The organism is Streptomyces sp. NPDC001530 (genome assembly GCF_042894545.1).
In the GTDB taxonomy this organism is placed as follows: Bacteria; Actinomycetota; Actinomycetes; order Streptomycetales; family Streptomycetaceae; genus Streptomyces.
In genome coordinates this window covers 66,258-87,675 of record NZ_JBIAVS010000028.1, presented here as the reverse complement: position 1 = coordinate 87,675, position 21,418 = coordinate 66,258, and the positions used below count along the sequence as shown (strand labels likewise).

Here is a 21,418-nt window from a genome sequence, read left to right as displayed (position 1 = left end):
CTTTCTAGGGTTGTTGCAACGGGCGAGAGACCCGGGCAAATGGCCTATATGTGGGGAGAGTTGACATGCGTGCTGCGGTTGTGACGGCTTTTGGTGGTCCGGAAGCTGTGGAGATGGTGGACGTCGAGGTGCCGGTGCCGGGTGCTCGGCAGATACGGATCAAGGTCGAGGCCGCCGCGCTCAACCCGGTCGACGCGGGGGTGCGGGCGGGTGGCTTCGGGGGTGCGGGTAAGCGGTTGGGGCTGGGATGGGACGTGGCCGGGACCGTTGATGCCACGGGGGTGGCGACGGGGTGGGAGGTGGGGGATGCGGTGGTGGCGCTTGCTTACGGCACCGCCAAGTCCCTTGGTACGCACGCTGATTACGTGGTGGTGGATGCCGATGCCGTGGCCAAGGCGCCCACTTCCGTCGACGCCGTGCACGCGGCGACCCTGCCTCTGAATGCCCTGACTGCCTCGCAGGCCCTCGATCTGCTGGCGCTGGAGCCGGGGCAGAGCCTGCTCGTCACGGGGGCCGCGGGCGCGGTGGGTGGTTACGCTGTCCAGCTCGCCGTCCACCGCGGGCTGTCCGTGACCGCGCTGGCCCGGCAGGGCGACGAGGAGGTCGTACGGTCGCTGGGGGCGGCCCGGTCCGTGTCGGGTGGCGTGGCGTCGGGGAGCGTGGACGGGGTGCTGGACGCGGCGCTCCTCGGCGGGGCGGCGCTGGAGTGGGTGCGGGACGGCGGCGCGTTCGTGGGAGTCATCCCGGGGGCCCACCCGGCGTCCGTGCGGGGAGTGCGGACCGGCTCGGTGGAGGTCGCCGCCGACGGGGCGCGGCTCGCGGAGCTGGCGGCACTCGTCGACGAGGGCGTGCTGACGCTCCGGGTCGCCGAGACGTACGCGCTGGACGAGGCGGCCAAGGCGCACGCGCGGCTGGCGGAGGGTGGGCTGCGGGGGCGGCTGGTCCTGGTTCCCTAGTGGTGGTGTTCCTGCGGTGCCTTGAGCGGCAGCAGGCTGACGAGGGGGCAGCACAGGAGGGCGACGGCGGCGACGGCGGTGAGGCTCATGGTGGTGGCGTGGGCCTCACCGCCGTTCGCCTTGAAGTAGACGGTGGTGACGGCGGCGGCTCCGATCGCGTTGGCGAGCTGCTGGACCGCGCCGAGTGAGCCGCCCGCGCTGCCGGCCTCGCTGGGGGCGATGTCGCCGATCGTGACGTCGTAGATCGAGCCGAAGCAGGTGCCCATGCCGAGGCCGATGACGAGCAGTGGCGGGACCAGGGCCCAACTTCCGGTGTCCGTGCCGGAGGTGGAGACGAGGGCGAGCAGATAGCCCGTCCCGGCGAGGGTGATGAGCAGGCCGAGCAGGACGAGGCGGCGGCCCAGTGCGCCGATCAGGCGGTAACAGGCGATCGAGGCGATCACGATGCCGGCGGACAGCGGCATCAGGCCGAGTGCGGCGCCCGCGGGGGAGCGGCCGAGACCCTGTTGGAAGAAGAGGGAGACGACATAGAGGAGTCCGGCCACCGCGGCGAAGAAGACGATGCCTAGGACGAGTCCTGAGGTGAAACCGCGGCTGTGGAGGAGGGAGGGCTGGATCAGGGGGGCGGCCGCGGTGCGCTGGCGCCCGCAGAAGAGGGCGAAGAAGACGAGGCCGGCGGCGATCAGTGCGGCGCCGGTGAGGGTCCAGCCGTGGGCCGAGCCCTCGATGAGGCCGGAGAGCAGGCCGAGCATGGTGGCGCCGAGGAGGGCGGAACCGGGCCCGTCGACGGTGACCGTGCGGTCGCCGGTGTCGTGGGGGAGCAGGCGGGCGGCGGCGAGGAGGGCGGCGCCGCCGAGGACGAGGTTGATGAGGAACATCGAGCGCCAGCCGAGGCCGCCGAGGTTGGTGTCGATGAGGAATCCGGCGAGGATCGGGCCGCCGACGGCGGAGAGGCCCATCACCGGGCCGAAGAGGCTGTACGCCTTGCCGATCTGGTCCCGGGGCCAGGTGGCGCCGAGGATGCCGAAGCCCTGCGGGATGACGAGCGCGCCGAAGGCGCCCTGGGCGAGGCGGGCGGCGACGAGTGTGCCGGGAGTCGGCGCGAGGCCGCACGCGACCGAGGCCGCGGTGAAGCCGGTGAGTCCGGTGAGGAAGAGACGGCGGCGGCCGTACTTGTCGCCGAGCCGTCCGCCGAGGACGAGGAGTACGCCGAGTGCGAGGGCGTAGGAGGCGCCGAGCCACTGGATGAGGCCGGTGCCGCCGCCCAGGTCCTTGGCGATGGTCGGCGCGGCGATGTTGGTGATGGTGCCGTCGAGGAGGTCCAGGACGTCGGCGGCGAGGACGACTCCGAGGATGGCCCAGCGGGTGCGCGTGGGTGGATGGGTGTCTTCGTTGTTGTTTGTGTTGTGCAGTGTCTGCGTCACGCAGGTAAATGTCGGGCATGGAGCGCTGTGAGGTCAAGTGAATTGCCGGAGGGGCCGGTGTCGGGTGCCTCGCTCGGTGCGGAATACCCGTGGGGGTGGTGCTGTTTGTCGGTATAGTTGAATCGTAAACAACTTGGAAGGTGTGAGCGAGCATGCAGTTCGGGATCTTCAGCGTCGGTGATGTGACCCCCGACCCGACCACGGGCAGGACGCCGACCGAGCACGAGCGGATCAAGGCCATGGTCGCCATCGCGCTCAAGGCCGAGGAGGTCGGCCTGGACGTCTTCGCGACCGGCGAGCACCACAACCCGCCGTTCGTGCCGTCCTCGCCGACCACGATGCTCGGCTACATAGCCGCGCGGACCGAGAAGCTGGTCCTCTCCACCTCCACCACCCTCATCACCACCAACGACCCGGTGAAGATCGCCGAGGACTTCGCGATGCTCCAGCACCTGGCCGACGGGCGCGTGGACCTGATGATGGGGCGCGGCAACACCGGCCCGGTGTATCCCTGGTTCGGCCAGGACATCCGGCAGGGCATCAACCTCGCCATCGAGAACTACGCGCTGCTGCACCGGCTGTGGCGCGAGGACGTGGTGACGTGGGAGGGCAAGTTCCGTACGCCGCTGCAGTCGTTCACCTCGACGCCGCGGCCGCTGGACGACGTACCGCCGTTCGTCTGGCACGGCTCGATCCGCTCGCCGGAGATCGCCGAGCAGGCCGCGTACTACGGCGACGGCTTCTTCCACAACAACATCTTCTGGCCCGCGGACCACACCAAGCAGATGGTCGAGCTCTACCGCGAGCGGTACGCGCACTACGGGCACGGCACCCCCGAGCAGGCGATCGTCGGGCTCGGCGGGCAGGTGTTCATGCGCAAGAACTCCCAGGACGCGGTACGGGAGTTCCGGCCGTACTTCGACAACGCGCCGGTGTACGGGCACGGACCGTCCCTGGAGGACTTCACCGAGCAGACCCCGCTCACCGTCGGCTCGCCGCAGCAGGTGATCGAGAAGACGCTGGCGTTCCGCGAGTACGCCGGTGACTACCAGCGCCAGCTGTTCCTGATGGACCACGCGGGGCTGCCGCTGAAGACCGTGCTCGAGCAGCTCGACATGCTCGGCGAGGAGGTCGTGCCGGTGCTGCGCGAGGAGTTCGCCAAGGGCCGGCCGGCGGACGTGCCGGAGGCCCCCACCCACCAGTCCCTGCTCGCCGCGTCTTCCGAAGGGGTGACCGTCGCATGAAACTCGTCGTCGTCTCGGCGGGGCTGAGCGTCCCGTCCTCCACGCGGCTGCTCGCCGACCGGCTGGCCGCCGCCGTGGACCGGCAGGCGCCGGTGGACATCCAGGTCGTGGAACTGCGTGACCTCGCCGTGGAGATCGCGCACAACTTCACCAACGGGTTCCCCGGGCGCTCGCTGTCCGCCGCGATCGACGCGGTGACGGAGGCGGATGGGCTGATCGTCGTCACGCCCGTGTTCTCGGCGTCGTACAGCGGGCTGTTCAAGTCGTTCTTCGATGTGATCGACAAGGACGCACTGGCGGGCAAGCCGGTGCTGATCGCGGCGACCGGCGGCACCGGCCGGCACTCCCTCGTCCTGGAGCACGCCCTGCGTCCCCTCTTCGCCTACCTGAGGGCCGTGGTCGTCCCGACCGGCGTGTACGCCGCTTCGGAGGACTGGGGTGCCGAGGGGCTGAACGAGCGGATCGAGCGGGCTGCGGGGGAGTTGGCGGGGTTGATGGGGGCTGTGCGGGGTGAGCCTGCGCGGGGCGTGGCTGCTGGTGCTGCCGGTGCCGGTGCCCGTGCTGCCGCTGGTGGCGGTGGCGGCGGGGGTGGGGGCGGCTTCGAGGTGATTCCCTTCGAGCAGCAGCTTGCGGCGTTGCGGCCGTAGGTTGCTTGGGGGTTCGGGGTCGGGTCGGGGGGTGAGGTTTTCGGCCCCTCCGCCCCTGCCTGTCCCATCCGCTGGGGCTTCGCCCCAGCTCCGGCCAGGGGTACGGCAGCTGCGTACGGACGGTTGAGTCGTCATTCACTCGGAGGCCGATGCGCGGCCTGGCCCCCGATCGCGGCCTGGCCCCCGAGGAGGGTGACGAGGTGGCCCGCCGCTCGCTGCGGGAGAATGCCGACCGTGACGATCTTCGCCGGCGCCGAGCAGGTCGCGGCCGCGATCGCCGCCCGCAGCCGCGACGGGTTCGCCCTGGTCGCCGTCGACGGCATGGGGGGTTCGGGCAAGTCGACCTTGGCCGCGGCGCTGGTCGAGCTCTGCGGCGCCGCGGTCGTGCACGGCGACGACTTCTATCGCCCGATGGACACCGAGGAGCGCGCCCGGCTGACGCCTGCGGAGGGCTACGGCCGCTATGTCGACTGGCATCGCCTGCGCGAGGAGGTGCTCGCCCCGCTCGCCGCAGGCCGCGACGCCGCCTACCGGCGTTACGACTGGGAGCGAGGGGCCCTGGCGCCGGATGAGTGCCACGCCGTCTCCCGCTCCGGCATCGTCGTTGTCGAAGGCGTCTACACCGCCCGCCCCGAACTCGCCGACCACTACGACCTGGTGGTCTACGTCGACACTCCGCGCGAGGAATCCCTGCGCCGACTTCGCGAACGCGGCCACGACCACGGCCCCGTCGACTGGGAGTCGCGCTGGCGCTCGGCCGAGGAGCACTACCTGGCCACAACCCGCCCGCGGGAACGAGCCGACCTGGTGGTCTCGGGGCAGTCCTGGTGATCTCGGGGCAGTGAAGTGCCCCTGTGCAAGCTCAGGCCAGGGCGAGGAAGAGCTTCTCGAGTTCCGCCTCCGTCATGGGGGGCGTGTCCTCGTCGGCGGCCGCCATGCACTGGCGCATACCGCTGGCGACGATCTTGAAGCCGGCGCGGTCCAGAGCCCGGGAGACGGCGGCGAGCTGGGTGACGACGTCCTTGCAGTCGCGGCCGGCCTCGATCATGGCGATGACGCCGGCGAGCTGCCCCTGGGCGCGCCGCAGGCGGTTGAGGATGGCGGTGCTGGCTTCCTCGTCGACGGGCATGGCCATGGGTGAGTCCTCCTGATGGGTTCTTCCTCGTGGCATGGTACCCCCTGGGGTATCAGTGGCCCCGAGTCGAGCCCGGGGCCACCGATCACCCGGCGTGGGTCAGTCGTGCGAGAACCTGATGTCGGGCAGCACCTTGTGCAGCCAGGCGGGGGTCCACCAGGCCGCGCGTCCGGTCAGGCGGAGCAGGACGGGCAGCAGGACGAGCCGTACGAGCGCGGCGTCGAGGAGTACGGCCAGGCCGAGGATGATGCCCATCTCCTTGGGCGGCAGCGGTCCTGACAGTGCGAAGGTGAAGAAGACGGCGACCATGACGGCCGCCGCGGCGAAGATGACGCGTCCGGAGTGGGCCAGCGCGCCCACCATCGCCTTGCGCGGGTCGCCGGTCTTCTCGTACTGCTCCTTGGCCGAGGACAGCAGGAACACGGTGTAGTCCATGGCGATCGCGAAGATCATGGCGAAGAAGAAGACAGGTCCCCAGCCGTCCATGAACCCCTGCGGAGTGAAGCCGAGCAGGCTCGCGCCGTGGCCCTCCTGGAAGATCAGCCGGGCGGCACCGAACGCGGCTCCCGTGGCGAGCAGATTGGTGACGGTGCCGAGCAGCGCGACCAGCGGGGCCTGCAGCGCGAAGAGCAGCAGGAGGAACCCCAGGGCGAGGATCGTGCCGATGACGATCGGGGTCTTGGCGTCCAGGACGCTCTGCAGGTCGAGGTTCTCGACGGCGGCACCGCCGACCATGGCCCGTTCCGGCAGGTCGTCGCGCAGCTTGTCGACGGTGGTGGACAGGGCGGCGTCCGAGGGGTCCACCGTCGGGACCGCCTGGATGAGGACGAGCCCCGAGCCGTCGGTGGCGCCCTGGGCGGGCATCACGGCGGCGATGCCGGAGTTGTCCTTCAGTACGGCGGTGGTGGCCCCGGCCTCGGAGGCCGGCGCGATGATCTGCAGGGTGCCCGCGGCGCCGTCGCCGAACGCCTTCTGTACGGCGGTGTAGCCGGTGTGCGAAGAGGAGTCGTCCGGTACGACGTCGATGGACGGCATGGCGACCTTCAGGCCGATGACCGGCACGGCCAGCGCCACCAGGACGACCAGGGCGGGGATGCCGTAACGCAGCGGGTGGATCCACAGGCGCTCGCCCCAGGAGCCGAAGCGCGGTGAGCCCCCGGCGGGTTCGGACTTCCCGCGCCGCCAGGGCAGGGCACCGGAGTTGACCTTGGGGCCGAGCCTGCCGAGGACGGCGGGCAGCAGGGTGAGGGTGGCGGCCAGGACGAAGGCGACGGCGAGCATGATGCCCAGGGCCATGGTCCGGAACGCGGGCGAGGGCACCATCAGCACGACGCCGAGGCTGGCCACGACGGTGACCCCGGAGAGCAGGACCGCCTTGCCCGCCGTGTCCATCGTCTCGCCGACCGCGCGGCGGGCGTCCCCGTGCCGGGCGAGGGCGGCGCGGAAGCGGACGACGAGGAACAGGGCGTAGTCGATGCCCAGGGCGAGGGCGAACATCATCGCGAAGTTCATCGCCCAGATCGACACCGGCGTGACGTGGTCGATCAGCACCAGGGTGCCGGCGGAGGCGGCCAGCCCCGCCACGGTGAGCAGGAGGGGCAGCCCGGCGGCGACCAGGGTGCCGAAGGCGAGGATCAGGATGCCGAGGGTGACCGGCCAGGACAGCATCTCGGACTTCATCATCGCGTCGTGGCTGGCGGTGTTGAAGTCGCTCCACATCATGGAGGAGCCGGTGGCGCTGATCTGGATGCCGTCGGTGGACAGGGCGGTCAGTGGGTCCTTGAGGTCCTCGGCGGCCTTGACCATCTCGTTGGTGTCGGCGCCCGCGCCACCCAGGATGATCGCGGTCCTGCCGTCGCGGCTGATGGTGGAGCCGGGTTGCGGGGCGACGACCTCGGAGATGTCAGCGTTGGCCTTGAGCAGGGCGGTCGCCTTGCCGATGACCTGCTGCACGGCGGGGTGGGTGACCGGCTGGTCGGCCTGTACGACGACCTGGAGGGCGGCGGAGGAGTTACCGCCGAAGTGCTTCTGCGCGAGTTCGCGTACGGCGACGGAGTCCGAGCCGTCGGCCTGCCAGCCCGCCCCGGCCAGCGCGGAGGTCGCGCTCGGCGCAAGCGCGCCGAGCCCCGCCACCAGGGCCAGCCAGATCACCGCGACCAGCCGCAGATGGGCGGCGGACCACAGGCCAAGACGGCCGAGGAGGCCGGGCGGGGAGCCGCCGGGCGCGGTGGGTTCCTTGGCCGTGCGCGGGGCGGCGACCCTGTCGGTGCTGGTCATGGAAACTCCTGGAGGGATATCCGCTGAATACTCAGGGGGGTATTGATGAGGGAAGGTAAGGGATGCATGGATACCCCCACCCGTATATGTGGGGGCATGCGTATGGGGGAGTGCGGACCGCGTGTCAGGCGACGGTGCCCGGCCTGCCGTGCCCGTCCACGACCGGCAGTCCGGCCTGCTGCCAGGCGCTCATTCCGCCGCTGACGTCGACGACGTCCATGCCTTGCGCGGCCAGGGCCTTCGCGGCCTGGCGGGAACGGTGGCCACCGCGGCAGATCGCCACGACCGGCCTGCCCTGGGCCGCCTTCGGCAGGGCGGCCCCGGCCAGCAGGCTGCCCAGCGGCAGATGGACGGCGGTCGGAGCGTGCCCGGCCTGCCACTCCGATGTCTCTCGTACGTCGAGCAGGACGGCGTCGCTGGTGCTCGTACGTTCATGGGCCTCGGCGGGGCGCAGACGGCCGGGGCCGCGCTTGAAACCGAACATCACGGATCACTCCATTACTTGGGTCGGGGAACAGCGGGAGTACGGGAAGCTCGCGGGACGGCGTCCAGGAACATCAGGGCGGTGACCGCGAGCAGCATCAGCGCGAAGGCGCGTTGCAGCGCGGCGCCGGTGAACGTCGGATCACCACCCGGGCGATCTTGCGGGCCGGACCGTCAGGCTGGTCGGACGGTCACGCGGGCCCTGTGATCGGGTCGGCCACGGATCAGGCGGGCAAGACGATCGGGTCGGCCGCGCGGTCCGGCGGGGCAAGGCGATCGGTTCGGCAGTGTGATCAGGCGGGCAGGGTGACCAGCCCGAAGTGGGCGGCGTTGGCGGACCCGTCGTCGACCGCGACGACCTCGCGCCCCGCGGCGTTCAGGAACGACGCGGCGATCGCGGCGCGCAGACCCCCGGCGCAGTGCACCCAGACGGTGCCGGGCGCCAACTTGGCGTTCCGTCAGGGAAGTTCAGGCAAGGGGACCGCACTCCGCGGTGGGCGCCGCGGACAGGACCCGGTCGATGCCGCGCGGCGGATCGACGACCACCACCGTCTCCCGCCCGCCGGCCAGGTAGGACCGGTTGCCCAGGCCTTCCGTCGCCAGTGTCTCCACGAAGTACACGGGCTCTCCTCCTCACGTCAGATACCAGGGGGGGTATCCATTCGGTTCGGGCAGCGTATACCCCCACCCGTATTCCGCCAAGCCGGCTTCGTGGTCGCGACGGTCGTGGGGCGAGGTGGCGCGACGCGCCGGGGCGGGGTGAGAGGGCGGTAAGAAGGGCGGGTGTAGGTCCGCTCATCAGGTGGTATGCGGCCGGAGGCTTGGCAGACTGGTGGGGTGCCCCAGAATGTGCTGCTCGCCGAGGACGACCGTGCCATCCGTCACGCCCTGGAAAGGGCGCTGGCGCTGGAGGGCTATGAGGTGACGGCCGTCGCCGACGGGGTGGAGGCGCTGGCGCAGGCCCATCGCACCGCACCGGACGTACTCGTCCTTGACGTGATGATGCCCGGCATCGACGGCCTCCAGGTGTGCCGTGTGCTGCGCGCCGAGGGCAACCGCACGCCGATCCTGATGCTCACCGCGCTCGTCGAGACCGCGGACCGCATCGCGGGCCTGGACGCGGGCGCCGACGACTACGTGGTCAAGCCGTTCGACGTCGAGGAGGTCTTCGCCCGGCTGCGCGCCCTGCTGCGCCGCACAGGCACGGGGACGGGCGCGGCGTACGGCGCCCCCGTCGGCGTACCGGCGTCGAAGGAGCCCGACGGGCAGATCTCCGCGGCCGGGCTGCGCATGGACATCCAGGCGCGGCGCGCCTGGCGCGGGCCGCGGGAGCTGGAGCTGACCCGGACCGAGTTCGAGCTCCTCGAACTGCTCGTCCGCAACTCGGGCATCGTCCTCGACCACGCCACCATCTACGACCGGATCTGGGGCTACGACTTCGGCCCCGGTTCCAAGAACCTCGCCGTGTACGTGGGGTATCTGCGGCGCAAGCTCGACGAGCCGGGGGCACCGGCGCTGATCCACACGGTGCGGGGCGTGGGGTACGTCTTGAGGGAGGACTGAGTGCCGCCCAGGCCCAACGGGCCCACTGGGCCCACCGGGTCCGGGACCGGGACCTGGCTGTCCGGGACGGGACCTGGGCGCGTCAGGGTTCCCCGGCTTTCCCGGATCTTCCGCCGGCTTTCCCGGATCCGGCTTCGGCGGGTCTCCTCCCTGCGCGCCACCTTCACCGTGTCGTTCGCGGCCGTCGCCGCCGCTGTGACGGTCCTCGTCGGGTTCCTGAGTTACGACGCCGCCGCGCGGCTCGTGCGCGTGGACCAGCAGACCGTGTTCGCCGAGGTCGTGCAGGACCTGCGCGACCAGGTGCGCGAGCATCCGTTGCAGCCGGGCGACTTCGCGTCGTCCGACCCCGACCACGACGGGCCGCTCGACGACATCATCCGGCCCAGCCGTACGGACGTGCAGGTGCTCGGGCCGGGCGGCGCGACCGTCGACCGGGGCAACCCGCCGCTGCCCGTCGACGACCACGACCGGGCCATCGCCGACGACGGGACGGCGGGCAAGCTGGAGGAGCACAAGGACGTCGACGTCGGCGGCGACCGCTACCGGTTGGCGACCGTCGCGCTCGGCGGTGGGCAGGGTGCGGTGCAGGTGGCCCAGCAGTTCAGCGACACGGAGGATCTGCTGCGGGAGCTGCAGCAGCGGACGGTGCTGCTCGTCGCGGCCGTCGTGATCGCGGCGGGGCTGTTCGGCTGGTGGCTGGCGCGGCGGATCACCCGGCGGCTGGTACGGCTCGCCGGGGCCGCCGAGGACGTCGCGCGCACCGGGCGGCTGAGCATCCAGGTGCCGGTCACGGGGTACGACGAGGTGGGCCGGCTCGGCCGCTCCTTCGACCGGATGCTCGGCCGGCTCGCCCAGTCCGAGGACGACCAGCGGCGCCTTGTCCAGGACGCGGGTCATGAACTGCGTACGCCGCTCACCTCCCTGTGTACGAACATCTCCATGCTCCGCCGGATCGACGAGCTGCCGCCCGCCGCCCGTGAGGAACTCGTCGCCGACCTCGCCCTGGAGTCCCGCGAACTGACCGACCTTGTCAACGAGTTGGTCGCCCTCGCGGCCGGCCGGTCCGACACCGAACCCGTCCGGCGGCTGGACCTCGCCGAACTCGCCGAGGACGTCGCGATCGTCGCTCGGCGCCGCACCGGGCGGGCCATCACCGTCCGCGTGAGCGGCGACACGACGGTCGACGGGCGTCCTACCGCGCTTCAGCGCGCGATCTCCAACCTCGTCGAGAACGCGGCGAAGTTCGACCGTGAAGGGGTGGCGCCGATCGAGATCGTGGTTGCGGGGGCGGGCCGGGGTGTCGGCGTCGGTTCCGAGGGTGGCCGGTCCGATACGGGTGGGGCGGAGGTCGGGGGGTCTCCTGCCAGCGGGGCCGCCACCGGCGTGTCCGCCTCCGGTGTGCCCGCCACTGGGGTGTCTGCCTCCGGTGTGACCGTCGGTGGCCGTCGCGGACCGGTCCGCGTCGAGGTGCTCGACCGCGGCCCGGGTATCGCCGACGGCGATCTGATCCGCATCTTCGACCGCTTCTACCGTGCCGCCGACGCCCGCAGTCTGCCCGGCTCAGGGCTCGGCCTGTCCATCGTCCGCGAGGTGGCCACCGCCCACGGGGGTACGCCCTTCGCCTTCCGGCGGGACGGGGGAGGCACGGTGATCGGGTTCACGGTGGGGGGAGAGGGAGCGGTGGACGAGGGCTGACGGGGGTGTTTTTCGCCCCTTCCGCCCCTACCCGTCCCGTACCTGGGGGCTGCCGCCCCCAGACCCCCGCATCGGCCTTGACGGCCTCGTCCTCAAACGCCGGACGGGCTAAAACTCTCCAGCCCCGGCCGGCAATTGAGGGGCGGAGCCCCAGGTACGGGACGGGTAGGGGCGGAGGGGGCGACAAACGCTTTAGCCGACGTGGACGCGGGGGCGGCGGGAGCGGTTGGGTTCGGCCTCGCGGAGGACCTCTCGGGTGACGGGGGCGACCTCGCCCTGGCCGAAGAGGAAGAAGCGGAGGAAGTTGGTGAAGGGGTTGCCCTCGGTCCACTCGAAGTAGATGTGCGGGGTGCAGCCGGTGGCGTCGCGGACGTGCAGGACGAGGGCGGCGAGGGCGTTGGGGATGGAGGAGGACTCCAGGGTGAGGACGCGGTAGCGGCCGTGGAGGACCTCGCCGCGTACGGTCAGACCCGCCTCGAATTCGGAGGGGTCACCGACCGTCACTTCGACGAAGACGAAGTCCTCCTGCGCCGGGAGGTCGTTGTCCGCCCGGATCTGCTCGACCTTCTCCCGGTACTCGGTGATGTCGCGCTTGTCGGGCTCGTTCGCGATGAACCGGATCCGGCGGCTGGCGATGTCCCGGACGAACCGCTCGGCCATGTCGTCCAGCGTCACGCTGGTGACCCGCAGCTCGAAGGCGCGGGCGAGCCGGGACATGAGCGAGACGAGGATGATTCCCGCGATGAAGCAGGCGCCGATCTTCACGCCGTCGGGCCGCTCGATGACGTTCACGACGGTGACGTAGAGGAGCACCGCCGAGACGGCAGCGAAGCCGATCGTCCAGCCGCGCTGCTGGGCACGGCGGGCGGCGATGGTCACCGCGATCGCTGCGGAGGACATCAGCACCAGTACACCGGTGGCGTACGCGCCGCCCTGCGCGTCGACGTCGGCGTCGAAGATCCAGGTGACCAGGAAGGCGACCAGGGTGAAGACGATGACCATGGGGCGGACGGCGCGCGCCCAGTGGGGGGCCATGCCGTAGCGGGGGAGGTAGCGGGGCATCAGGTTGAGGAGGCCGGCCATGGCGGAGGCTCCCGCGAACCACAGGATGGCGATCGTCGAGACGTCGTAGACCGTGCCGAAGGCGTTGCCGATGTACTCGTGCGCCAGGTACGCGAGCGCGCGGCCGTTGGCCTGGCCGCCCGACTCGAACTCCTTCTCCGGGATCAGCAGCGTGGTGATGAAGCTGGTGGCGATCAGGAACACGCTCATGATCACGGCGGCGGTGGTCAGCAGCTTCTTCGTGCCGCGGATCCGGCCGGTCGGCTTCTCCTCCGTGTCGCCGGGGTCGCCCTCGACGTGCGGCATGACCGCCACGCCGGTCTCGAACCCGGAGAGACCGAGGGCCAGCTTCGGGAAGACCAGGAGGGACACCCCGACCATGGCGAAAACGTTTCCGTGCTCGGCGGTGAGGCCCGCGGTCCAGTCCGTGACCACGTGCCCCGCCGTGAGCACGTGATACAGGCCGACGATCACGACCACGGTGTTGAGCGCCAGGTAGACGCCCACCAGGGCGACCGCGACGCCGATGGCCTCCAGGAAGCCCTTGAGGAACACGGCGCCCAGCAGGGCCACCAGGACGAGGGTGATCACCATCTGTTTGTCGTGCAGGGTGCTGGTCAGGTGCGGGTTCTCGATGAGGTGGGTGGAGGCGTCCGCCGCCGAAAGGGTGATGGTGATCAGGAAGTCGGTGGCGGCGAAGCCGAGCAGGGTGAGGACGAAGAGCTTGCCCTTCCAGAACGTCAGCAGGCGTTCGAGCATCGCGATCGAGCCCTCGCCGTGGGGGCTCTCCTCGGCCACCCGCCGGTAGACGGGCAGGGCGCCTGCCAGGGTGACGACGACGAGGACGAGGGTGGCGACGGGGGACAGCAGTCCGGCGGCCAGGGCGGCGATACCCGGTTGGTATCCGAGGGTGGAGAAGTAGTCGACACCGGTCAGGCACATCACCCGCCACCAGCGCTGGCCCTTGTGCACGGGGTGTTCCGGCGCGGCCTGCGCTCCCTGCTGGTGCTTGGCTATGTCGGACAGGCCTTCCAGCATCCACGCACGCAAGCGGCTCGTGCGGGCGTCCTGGTCGGTGGCGGCCATCGGCGTGCTCCTGACGTACGGCTCTTCACAAGGTTCCGGCCATCGAGGACACGGCAGAACCAGCGTATGCAGAGAGTGATCCATGGGCCCACGGATGGAGGGGCCGAACGCGTCAAGACTGCGTTAAGACCCGCGGGTCGCGCTCGTTCACGGGTCGCGTTCGTCACACCTTGACGCGTCGCGCTCTTCACCGGACGCATGTCGTCGGCGGCCGTGAAACCGCTGTGAAACCGTCCTGATCCGGCCTCCCCACACCATGCGGAGCAGCGCACAGCCATGCGCACCGAACCGCCACGAAACGGAGTGCCGACATGTCCGAGCCCACCGCCGCCCCGCTCCCGCTCGAACTGACCCACGCCCAGGTCGACGACGCCTCGCACGGCCACGCGCCGCTGATGCGGGTGACCCTGCCGCAGACCCAGACGCCCGTGTGGCTGGCCACGCGCTACGACGTGGTCAAGGCGGCGCTCGGCGACAGCCGCTTCGTACGGGATCCGGCGAAGGCCCCGGGGGGTGGAGGGCGGCGGCGTCGGCGCGGAGCTGCTCGACGGGGCGGGGCTGCCGCCGGAGTACCGGCAGTACCTGGAGATCCTGGTGATGGTCGACGGGCCGGAGCACACCCGGCTGCGGACCCATGTGATGCGGGCCTTCGCACCGCGCCGGATCGCCGCGCTGCGGCCGCGGATCGAGCGCATGGCTCACCAGCTGATCGGGGAACTCGCCGCGAAGGACGGCGAGTTCGATCTGCTGCATGCCTTCGCGTACCCACTGATGACAAACGTGATCTGCGAGATCATCGGGGTCGAGGAAGCGGACCGGCCCAAGGTGGGCGGCTGGATCCGGGACTACGAGTCGGGCGCGCCGGACCGCTTCATCCCCGGCATCGACCAGCTCGCCGCGTACATAGACGGCCTCCTCGACCGCCGGGCCGCCGAGCCGGCCGAGGACCTGGTCTCCGATCTGCTGCGCTCCAGCGCCGAGGCGGCGGAGGGGCAGCGGCTCAGCCGGCAGGAGATGATCGCGCTGGTCTTCCTGCTGATCAACACGGGGATCGCGCCGCCGGCCTTCTTCCTCGCCGACGCGGTGCTCACCCTCCTCGACCACCCGCAGGAGGTGGCAGGGCTGCGCGCCGAGCCCGGACTGCTGCCGCGCGCCGTGCAGGAGCTGCTGCGGTACGTGTCCACGGTCCGGATCGGCGCCACCCTGTACGCCACCGAGGACGTGGAACTCGGCGGTGTCCTGGTCCGCCGCGGCGAGGGCGTGACCAGCGGACTGCTCTCCGCCAACCGCGACCCGGGCACCTTCGCCGACGCCGGGCGCCTCGACCTCACCCGGGAGGCGGCACGCGGCGGCGGGCACATCGCGTACGGGCACGGCGCGCACCGCTGCATCGGCGCGGCGCTCGCCAACCTGCATACCGAGGTGATCCTCGACCGGCTGCTGCTGCGCGACAAGCGCCTCACCCTCGCCGTCGACCGGGAGGCCGTCGAGCGCGTCGGGTTCGCGGGCGAGGGCACCTATCTCACCGGGCTGCCGGTCCGATTCTGATCCCAGCGGGCCCGCTCCCATCTGCCTGCCTGCCGGTCCGGTTCTGAACACCGGACCGGCAGGCCGGCCGGAACGCGGACCTGGCCCAGCGTTGGCCGTCCTTGCGGCCGTGGTTGGCCTTCTTCTTGCGGGCGCGCTTCTCGACGGCCGGGTCGCAGAGGCGGACCACATGCGCGGCGCCCTCAGCCGGCGTGACGCCCTGGTGGGCGTAGAGCGGGAGCAGCGCCGTATCCCAGACGCCCCGGTGTATGGAGACCGCGGCCACGCGCGGGTCCGCGCCGGGGGCCTCGCAGACGGCACGTCGACGCCGCGGTCGAGCTGACAGGGCGGGTGGTAGCCGCCGGGCCGTGCGGTGGCTGGGCCCCGGCACCGCACGGCTGCGCACGGACGTCGGCGGCGGGACGACGAGTACGCCGCCGGGTGCTCGGCCTCCGGGAGGCTCCATGGGTGTTTCCGGAGGAAAGGCGTCATGCCACTGACGTCCGCGGCCTCTCCGGCGGCCGACGGGAAATCCAGCCCGGACCGGCGCCCGAACTGCCCTTCCCCGAGCGGAATTTGCGGGTCTCTCACGGCTCACGGGCCCGGCGCATCAAGGCCCCGTCAAGGTCACCTGAGAAGGCGTCAGGAGCGCGTCAAGGGACGCCATCGGTGGCCGAAACCGGTCGCAGACTGAGGGCACGGGGGACACGGGCGACCGTCCGTGGCGTGCCGTTGGAGGGCTCGTGACCATCACGGCCGGTACCTCGCGTGGTTCTGAGGCGGGGGCCAGGACTGGCGTACGGCAACAGCCACAGCCCGGACCGGTCGCCCCGCCCGGGGGCGGGTCCGGTCCGCGGCCACGAGGAGGGTCGCGGACGGGCCGTCCGGTCCGGCGCCTCCGTCGTGAGGCCGTGGCCGCGTGGGCCGCTCTGCGCCGCCGCTACTGGGTCACCGTGCCCGCGCGCCTGCGCCTCCTGCGCGCGGCCACGGTCTCGCTCACCGTCGCCCTCGCCCTGCTGCTCGCGCTGGCCGGGCTCGCGGCCACCGGCACCTGGAACGCCGTCGCGGAACGCGACGCGCCCCGCACCACCAGCGCCGCCGACCTCAACCTCGCCCTCAACGACATGGACGCGCAGGCCGCCAACCTCCTGCTGTCCAGCGGCAACGCGGGCAAAGGGCGTCTGGAAACCCCGTACGACAAGGCCTTCGGCTTCTACGGCGACGCGCGCCGCACCATCGGCCACGATCTGCGCGCCCTCGCCGTCGCCGCGCAGGGTGACCGGGCCGACGAGCGGACGGTGGAGTCCCTCACGGACAACTTCGCCGAGTACCAGGAACGGATAGGGCGCGCCCTGGAGAACGACGCCCGCGCGGGCGGCAAGAAGGCCGCGCTCGAGGACTACCGCACGGCGACCGATCTGCTACAGGGCAAACTCCTGCCGGAGGCCCGCACGTTGGTGGACTCCAACAACCAGGCCTTCAACGCCGAGTACTCCCAGGCCCGTTCGACCCTCTTCGCCCAGCTCGCCGCCATCGTGGCACTCGGTGTGCTGCTGCTCGCCGCGCTCGGCGTCCTCCAGTGGTACCTGGCCCGCCGCTTCCACCGGATCCTCAACCCCGGTGTCCTGGCCGCCACCGTCTGCGCCCTGCTCGCCGTCCTCCTCGGCGCCCAGGCGCTCTCCGCCTCCGCCGAGCACCTGCGCGGCGCCCGCCGCGACGCCTTCGACTCCGTCGTCGCCCTCTCCCGGGCCCGCGCGATCGCGTACGACGCCAACGCCGACGAAAGCCGCTGGCTCCTCGACCCCGAGCGGCGCTACCAGTACGGGCCGTCCTTCCTCGCCAAGTCGCAGAAGCTGTACGGCATTTCGGGTGCCACCCTGTCGAACTACGACCCCGAGCTGGACCGGACCTGGCAGATGTACGAGACCGACCACGACGACCTCGATTTCACCGGCGAGTTCCAGCGCGAGCTCGCCAACATCACCTTCCCCGGGGAGCGCGCCGCCGCCGAGAAGACGGTCGAGACGTACGCGGTCTACCAGCGCGACGACCGCAAGATCCGCACGCTGGTCGCGCAGGGCCAGCAGCGCGAAGCCGTCGAGTTCTGCATGGACTGGCGACCGGACACGTCCAACGCGCACTTCGGGGAGTGGATGGCCGCGCTGGACAAGGTGACGGACATCAACCGCGACCACTTCGCGGCCTCGGTCGAGGCGGGCCGCTCCGAAACCACCGGGCTGCTTCCCTGGACGTGCGGCCTGCTGCTCGCCGCGGGAGTGCTGACGCTGCTGGGCCTGCGCCCGCGGCTGGCGGAGTTCCGCTGAACCGTCGCCTTCGCGGAGCCGGTCACGCGTCCGTCAGCCTCGTCTCCTCCAGGTCCAGGGACCGTTGCAGCCGCCGTCGCGTCGTATCGCTGATGCGGTGTTCGTCGTACAGCCGCTGGAGTTCGAGCGCCTCTGTGGCGATCAGGTCGCGGCGGAGCTGGCGGTAGACGAGGTCGGCGGACTCGGGCGGGGTGCCGTCGCCGTCCGCCGCGGCGAGGCGGTCGCTGGCGTCGTCGAGGCGGGCCGTCAGACCGCGGCGCAGGCGGTCGAGGACGACGTCCGGGACGGCCTCCAGCTCGGAGATCTCTTCCAGGCGGTTCAGGCCGGCGTGGGCCAGGCTGCAGCGGGCCGCCGCCTCCTCGCGTTCCGTATGGTCGGGTTCCAGGGCGATGCCGGAGCGGCGGACGACCGAGGAGAGGCTGAAGCCCTGGACGACGAGCGTGACGACCACGACCGAGGTGGTCAGGACCAGGACCAGGGGGCGCTCGTCGAGCGACTCCGGGATCGACAGGGCCGCCGCCAGCGGCACCACACCCCGGGTGCCCGCCCAGGTCAGCACCACCGGCACCCGCCAGTTCATGCGGTGGATGCCGCCCTTGCGCTGCACCAGCGCCGAGAGCGGCGCCACCCACAGCAGGCGTACGGCGATGAGCGTCCCCGCCACGGCGAGCGCGTACAGCGGCCAGGCCCGGTCGCCGTGGGACAGGGCCTGCACCTGGGCGGGCAGGGCGAGCCCGATCAGGCTGAACACCACGCTCTCCAGCAGGAACACCACCGTGCCGTAGACGGCGTGCAGCTGGAGGCGGATGCGGGCGTTGGTGAGGCGGTCGCCGCGGCCGCCCAGGACGACTCCGGCCACCACGACCGACGTGACGCCGGAGGTGTGCGCCGCCTCGGCGAGGACGTACGCCGCGTACGGGGTGACCAGGGCGATCACGGTTTCCAGGACCGGGTCCTCGGTGCGTCGCCGGATCAGTGCGACCACCGCGGCGACGGCCGCGCCGATGACCGTGCCGCCGCCCGCCAGCAGCAGGAACTGCCCGCCCGCCGACGCCCAGCTCGCGGCGGCCGTGGCCACGGCCATGCTCACCGCGACCCGGAAGAGCACCAGGGACGTCGCGTCGTTGAACAGGCTCTCGGCCTGGACGAGGACCTGCACCTTGGGCGGCAGCGCGAGCCGTCTGCCGAGCGCGGTCACCGCCACCGGGTCCGTACTGGCGAGCACCGCGCCCAGCACGAACGCCATCTGCCACGACAGGGGTGAGACCAGCGACGCCACCAGCGCCACCGCCGCGGCCGAGGCCAGCACCAGGCCGAACGACAGCACCCCGACCGGCTTCCACACCGCGCGCAGCTCCCGCCAGGACAGTTCCTCGGCGCTCGCGTACAGCAGGGGCGGCAGCACCACGAGGCCGATGATCTCGGGGCTGATCTCGATCTCCGGGGTGCCCGGCAGGAGGGCCACGGCGAGTCCGGCGACGACGAGGAGGGAGGGGGCCGGAATGCGCCAGCGGCGCGCGAACGTCGCCACCAGGGTGGCGAGTACGACGAGAGCCAGGACCGTCCCTACACTGCGCATGCCGTCCCCTTGGCCATGAGGAGGAGCCCTCGGTGACTCCCTGAGGGGCCTGTGCGGCTTCCTGAGGAGCCCCTTGTGGCTCTTCTAGGAAGCCCGTGCGACTCCCTGCCGACCAGACTTCCCGGCACACCTCTTTCACCCTATCGGGCCAGGGCCTGTCAAGGCAGTGTCAACTTCTGCGGGAGCGGCGCCAGGGAAGCGTCAAGATCCCTCCGCGTCGGTATTGCGCAGTTCCCCGCGCCCCTGAAGGGGCGCGGGGAACTGCGCGACATACCCCCGGGTCTGGGGCGGAACCTACTCGTGGCGTGAGCCGATCCGGGGCTGCGGGGACTGCGGCTCGCCGCGGCGGAAGGAGCCGGGGGCTCGGGCCGCCGGGTGGTCGGCGCGTGCCGAGGAGGTCAGCTGCCAGGGGACGCTCGTGACCATCACGCCGGGGGTGAAGAGCAGGCGGCTCTTGAGCCAGAGCGCCGACTGGTTGTGGAGGAGGTTCTCCCACCAGTGGCCGACGACGTACTCGGGGATGAAGACGGCGACGATGTCCCGCGGGCTCTCGCGGCGGATGGAGCGCACGTACTCCACGACCGGCCGGGTGACTTCGCGGTACGGCGAGTCGATGATCTTCAGCGGGACCTCGAGACCGTACTCCTCCCAGCGTGAGCGCAGCGCGGCCGCCTCGTCGCGGTCGACCGAGACGGTGAGCGCCTCCAGCTGGTCGGGGCGGAAGGCACGCGCGTAGGCGAGGGCGCGCAGGGTCGGCTTGTGGATCGTCGACACGAGCACGATCCCGAACACCCGGCTGGGCGGAACGAGTTCACCGCGCGGGTCGGTCACCGCCAGCTCCGCCGCCGTCGCGTCGTAGTGCCGCCTGATCCCGCGCATCATCACCCACAGCACGATCGCCGCCAGCACGGCCAGCCACGCGCCCTGCGTGAACTTGGTGGCAAGGACGATCACCAGGACGAGGCCGGTGACGACCGCGCCGATCGCGTTGATCACGCGGGCCGTGTGGTGGCGACGGCGCGTGTTCGGGTCGGGTGTCGCGCGCAGCTCGCGGTTCCAGTGCCGGACCATGCCGAGCTGGGAGAGCGTGAAGGAAGTGAACACGCCCAGGATGTAGAGGTGGATGAGGCTGGTGACGTTCGCCCGGAAGCCCCACAGCAGCAGGCCCGCCACGATCGCCAGGGCCAGGATGCCGTTGGAGAAGGCGAGCCGGTCGCCCCGGTTGTGCAACTGGCGGGGCAGATAGCGGTGTTGGGCGAGGATCGAGGAGAGGAGCGGGAAGCCGTTGAACGCCGTGTTCGCGGCCAGGATCAGGACCAGCGCGGTCGCCGCCTGGATGAAGTAGAAGCCGATGCTGTGCTCGCCGCCGAAGACGGCGGCCGCGATCTGCGCGATGACCGTCCGCTGGGTGTAGCTCTCGCAATTGCCGTCCAGGCCGGTCAGCCGGCACGGGTCGTCGGTGATGCGCACCTTGGAGACCAGCGCCAGCGTGGTGACGCCGACGAACATGACGATCGCGATGATGCCCATCGCCGCCATCGTCGTGGCGGCGTTCTTCGACTTGGGCTTGCGGAACGCCGGTACGCCGTTGGAGATCGCCTCCACGCCGGTCAGCGCCGTACAGCCGGAGGAGAACGCGCGCAGCACCAGCATCATCAGGGCCAGGCCTGTCAGGTTCGCGTCGCCGTGCTCGGGGCTGATGCCGTACTGGGCGCTCTCGGCGACCGGCGCGTCCCCGAGGAAGTACCGGATCAGGCCGGTGATCACCATGATCAGGACGCCGCCGATGAAGAGGTACGTCGGCGCGGCGAAGGTCTGGCCCGACTCGCGTACGCCCCGCAGGTTCATCGCGGTCAGGATCGCGACGAAGCCGATCGCCAACAGGACGCGCTGGTCGGCGAGTTCGGGGATCGCCGAGATGATGTTGTCGACGCCGGAGGCGACCGAGACGGCCACCGTCATGACGTAGTCGACGAGGAGGGAGGCGGCGACGACCAGCCCGGCGGACGGGCCGAGGTTCGTGGACACCACCTCGTACGAGCCGCCGCCGCTGGGATACGCGTGCACCACCTGGCGGTACGACAGCACCACGACCGTCATCAGCGCCACGACCGCGCCCGCGATCCACGGGGTGAAGTGCAGATACGCCAGTCCGCCTAGCGTGAGGACCAGCAGGATCTCCTGGGTCGCGTACGCCACTGACGACAGCGGGTCGGAGGCGAAGATCGGCAGGGCGAGCCGTTTGGGCAGCAACGTCTCGTGCAGCTCTTCGCTGCGCATGGCCCGGCCGATCACCAGCCGCTTGAGGATCCCCGTCACGTTGAACACGGGCGGAGGGTATGCCGGGGGAGGGGTTCGTAGGGGGAGGGCGACGGGCGCGCAGGGCGTTAAGGAGCCGTTAGGATTTCTCCAAATA

The 21,418-nt window shown here is 71.2% G+C and carries 16 protein-coding genes and 1 pseudogene; 8 read left to right on the top strand and 9 right to left on the bottom strand.

What is annotated here, in order from left to right:
* The first annotated feature begins 65 nt into the window (after nt 1-65).
* Complete coding sequence (locus tag ACFY0T_RS42270; RefSeq protein ID WP_388883579.1) at nt 66-956, top strand: NADP-dependent oxidoreductase; 891 nt, start codon at nt 66-68, stop codon at nt 954-956.
* On the opposite strand, the gene ACFY0T_RS42265 is transcribed toward ACFY0T_RS42270, so the two are convergent.
* Nucleotides 953-2,380, bottom strand: a complete 1,428-nt coding sequence (locus ACFY0T_RS42265; RefSeq protein ID WP_388883577.1) for an MFS transporter — start codon at nt 2,378-2,380, stop codon at nt 953-955. The two genes, ACFY0T_RS42270 and ACFY0T_RS42265, sit on opposite strands and share 4 nt — an antisense overlap.
* A gap of 152 nt (nt 2,381-2,532) precedes the next feature.
* Here ACFY0T_RS42265 and ACFY0T_RS42260 point away from each other — a divergent pair, with 152 nt between their 5' ends.
* From ACFY0T_RS42260 to ACFY0T_RS42250, 3 genes are all read left to right on the top strand, one after another.
* Complete coding sequence (locus tag ACFY0T_RS42260; RefSeq protein WP_388883575.1) at nt 2,533-3,624, top strand: LLM class flavin-dependent oxidoreductase; 1,092 nt, start codon at nt 2,533-2,535, stop codon at nt 3,622-3,624.
* Nucleotides 3,621-4,271, top strand: coding sequence for an FMN reductase (locus ACFY0T_RS42255; protein WP_388883573.1), 651 nt, complete (start codon nt 3,621-3,623; stop codon nt 4,269-4,271). The genes ACFY0T_RS42260 and ACFY0T_RS42255 overlap by 4 nt, the downstream gene beginning before the upstream one ends.
* A 234-nt stretch (nt 4,272-4,505) precedes the next feature.
* The gene (locus ACFY0T_RS42250; RefSeq protein WP_388883571.1) at nt 4,506-5,102 is read left to right on the top strand and encodes a uridine kinase; all 597 of its coding nucleotides are present in this window, start codon (nt 4,506-4,508) and stop codon (nt 5,100-5,102) included.
* Between the two features lie 31 nt (nt 5,103-5,133).
* On the opposite strand, the gene ACFY0T_RS42245 is transcribed toward ACFY0T_RS42250, so the two are convergent.
* The 5 genes and pseudogenes from ACFY0T_RS42245 to ACFY0T_RS42225 all read right to left on the bottom strand — a co-directional run bounded on the left by ACFY0T_RS42245 (nt 5,134) and on the right by ACFY0T_RS42225 (nt 8,787).
* Entirely contained in the window at nt 5,134-5,400 is a 267-nt protein-coding gene (locus ACFY0T_RS42245; protein WP_388883624.1) for a metal-sensitive transcriptional regulator, read from the bottom strand.
* A gap of 105 nt (nt 5,401-5,505) precedes the next feature.
* Complete coding sequence (locus ACFY0T_RS42240) at nt 5,506-7,683, bottom strand: MMPL family transporter (RefSeq protein WP_388883570.1); 2,178 nt, start codon at nt 7,681-7,683, stop codon at nt 5,506-5,508.
* A gap of 124 nt (nt 7,684-7,807) precedes the next feature.
* The gene (locus ACFY0T_RS42235; protein WP_388883568.1) at nt 7,808-8,167 is read right to left on the bottom strand and encodes a rhodanese-like domain-containing protein; all 360 of its coding nucleotides are present in this window, start codon (nt 8,165-8,167) and stop codon (nt 7,808-7,810) included.
* Nucleotides 8,168-8,459: 292 nt separating this feature from the next.
* Nucleotides 8,460-8,615: pseudogene (locus ACFY0T_RS42230) on the bottom strand (MBL fold metallo-hydrolase); the annotation flags it as partial.
* 19 nt (nt 8,616-8,634) lie between these two features.
* Nucleotides 8,635-8,787: a hypothetical protein gene (locus ACFY0T_RS42225; protein ID WP_388883634.1), complete on the bottom strand. Its 153-nt coding sequence runs from the start codon at nt 8,785-8,787 to the stop codon at nt 8,635-8,637.
* 216 nt (nt 8,788-9,003) lie between these two features.
* Here ACFY0T_RS42225 and ACFY0T_RS42220 point away from each other — a divergent pair, with 216 nt between their 5' ends.
* Together ACFY0T_RS42220 and ACFY0T_RS42215 are read left to right on the top strand one after the other, a co-directional pair.
* Nucleotides 9,004-9,729, top strand: coding sequence for a response regulator transcription factor (locus ACFY0T_RS42220; protein ID WP_388883566.1), 726 nt, complete (start codon nt 9,004-9,006; stop codon nt 9,727-9,729).
* 105 nt (nt 9,730-9,834) lie between these two features.
* Complete coding sequence (locus ACFY0T_RS42215) at nt 9,835-11,424, top strand: ATP-binding protein (protein WP_388883622.1); 1,590 nt, start codon at nt 9,835-9,837, stop codon at nt 11,422-11,424.
* A 192-nt stretch (nt 11,425-11,616) separates the two neighbouring features.
* Here the strand turns inward: ACFY0T_RS42215 and ACFY0T_RS42210 are convergent, their stop codons facing one another.
* Nucleotides 11,617-13,572 (bottom strand): amino acid transporter, encoded by a 1,956-nt coding sequence (locus tag ACFY0T_RS42210; RefSeq protein WP_388883564.1) that lies wholly within the window; start codon nt 13,570-13,572, stop codon nt 11,617-11,619.
* Nucleotides 13,573-14,085: 513 nt separating this feature from the next.
* Here ACFY0T_RS42210 and ACFY0T_RS42205 point away from each other — a divergent pair.
* Together ACFY0T_RS42205 and ACFY0T_RS42200 are read left to right on the top strand one after the other, a co-directional pair.
* The gene (locus ACFY0T_RS42205; protein WP_388883562.1) at nt 14,086-15,120 is read left to right on the top strand and encodes a cytochrome P450; all 1,035 of its coding nucleotides are present in this window, start codon (nt 14,086-14,088) and stop codon (nt 15,118-15,120) included.
* Nucleotides 15,121-16,010: 890 nt separating this feature from the next.
* Complete coding sequence (locus ACFY0T_RS42200) at nt 16,011-17,423, top strand: hypothetical protein (RefSeq protein ID WP_388883560.1); 1,413 nt, start codon at nt 16,011-16,013, stop codon at nt 17,421-17,423.
* A 22-nt stretch (nt 17,424-17,445) separates the two neighbouring features.
* Here ACFY0T_RS42200 and ACFY0T_RS42195 read toward each other — a convergent pair whose 3' ends face one another.
* The gene (locus ACFY0T_RS42195) at nt 17,446-19,002 is read right to left on the bottom strand and encodes a Na+/H+ antiporter (protein ID WP_388883558.1); all 1,557 of its coding nucleotides are present in this window, start codon (nt 19,000-19,002) and stop codon (nt 17,446-17,448) included.
* A gap of 294 nt (nt 19,003-19,296) precedes the next feature.
* Nucleotides 19,297-21,282 (bottom strand): APC family permease, encoded by a 1,986-nt coding sequence (locus tag ACFY0T_RS42190; protein WP_388883620.1) that lies wholly within the window; start codon nt 21,280-21,282, stop codon nt 19,297-19,299.
* Between the last annotated feature and the right edge of the window lie 136 nt (nt 21,283-21,418).

Coding starts and splice junctions, on each gene's coding strand:
- ACFY0T_RS42210 (WP_388883564.1), bottom strand. CDS start 13,572: ATGGCCGCCACCGACCAGGACGCCCGCACGAGCCGCTTGCGTGCGTGG.
- ACFY0T_RS42245 (WP_388883624.1), bottom strand. CDS start 5,400: ATGCCCGTCGACGAGGAAGCCAGCACCGCCATCCTCAACCGCCTGCGG.
- ACFY0T_RS42260 (WP_388883575.1), top strand. CDS start 2,533: ATGCAGTTCGGGATCTTCAGCGTCGGTGATGTGACCCCCGACCCGACC.
- ACFY0T_RS42240 (WP_388883570.1), bottom strand. CDS start 7,683: ATGACCAGCACCGACAGGGTCGCCGCCCCGCGCACGGCCAAGGAACCC.
- ACFY0T_RS42190 (WP_388883620.1), bottom strand. CDS start 21,282: ATGCGCAGCGAAGAGCTGCACGAGACGTTGCTGCCCAAACGGCTCGCC.
- ACFY0T_RS42195 (WP_388883558.1), bottom strand. CDS start 19,002: ATGCGCAGTGTAGGGACGGTCCTGGCTCTCGTCGTACTCGCCACCCTG.
- ACFY0T_RS42235 (WP_388883568.1), bottom strand. CDS start 8,167: ATGTTCGGTTTCAAGCGCGGCCCCGGCCGTCTGCGCCCCGCCGAGGCC.
- ACFY0T_RS42270 (WP_388883579.1), top strand. CDS start 66: ATGCGTGCTGCGGTTGTGACGGCTTTTGGTGGTCCGGAAGCTGTGGAG.
- ACFY0T_RS42255 (WP_388883573.1), top strand. CDS start 3,621: ATGAAACTCGTCGTCGTCTCGGCGGGGCTGAGCGTCCCGTCCTCCACG.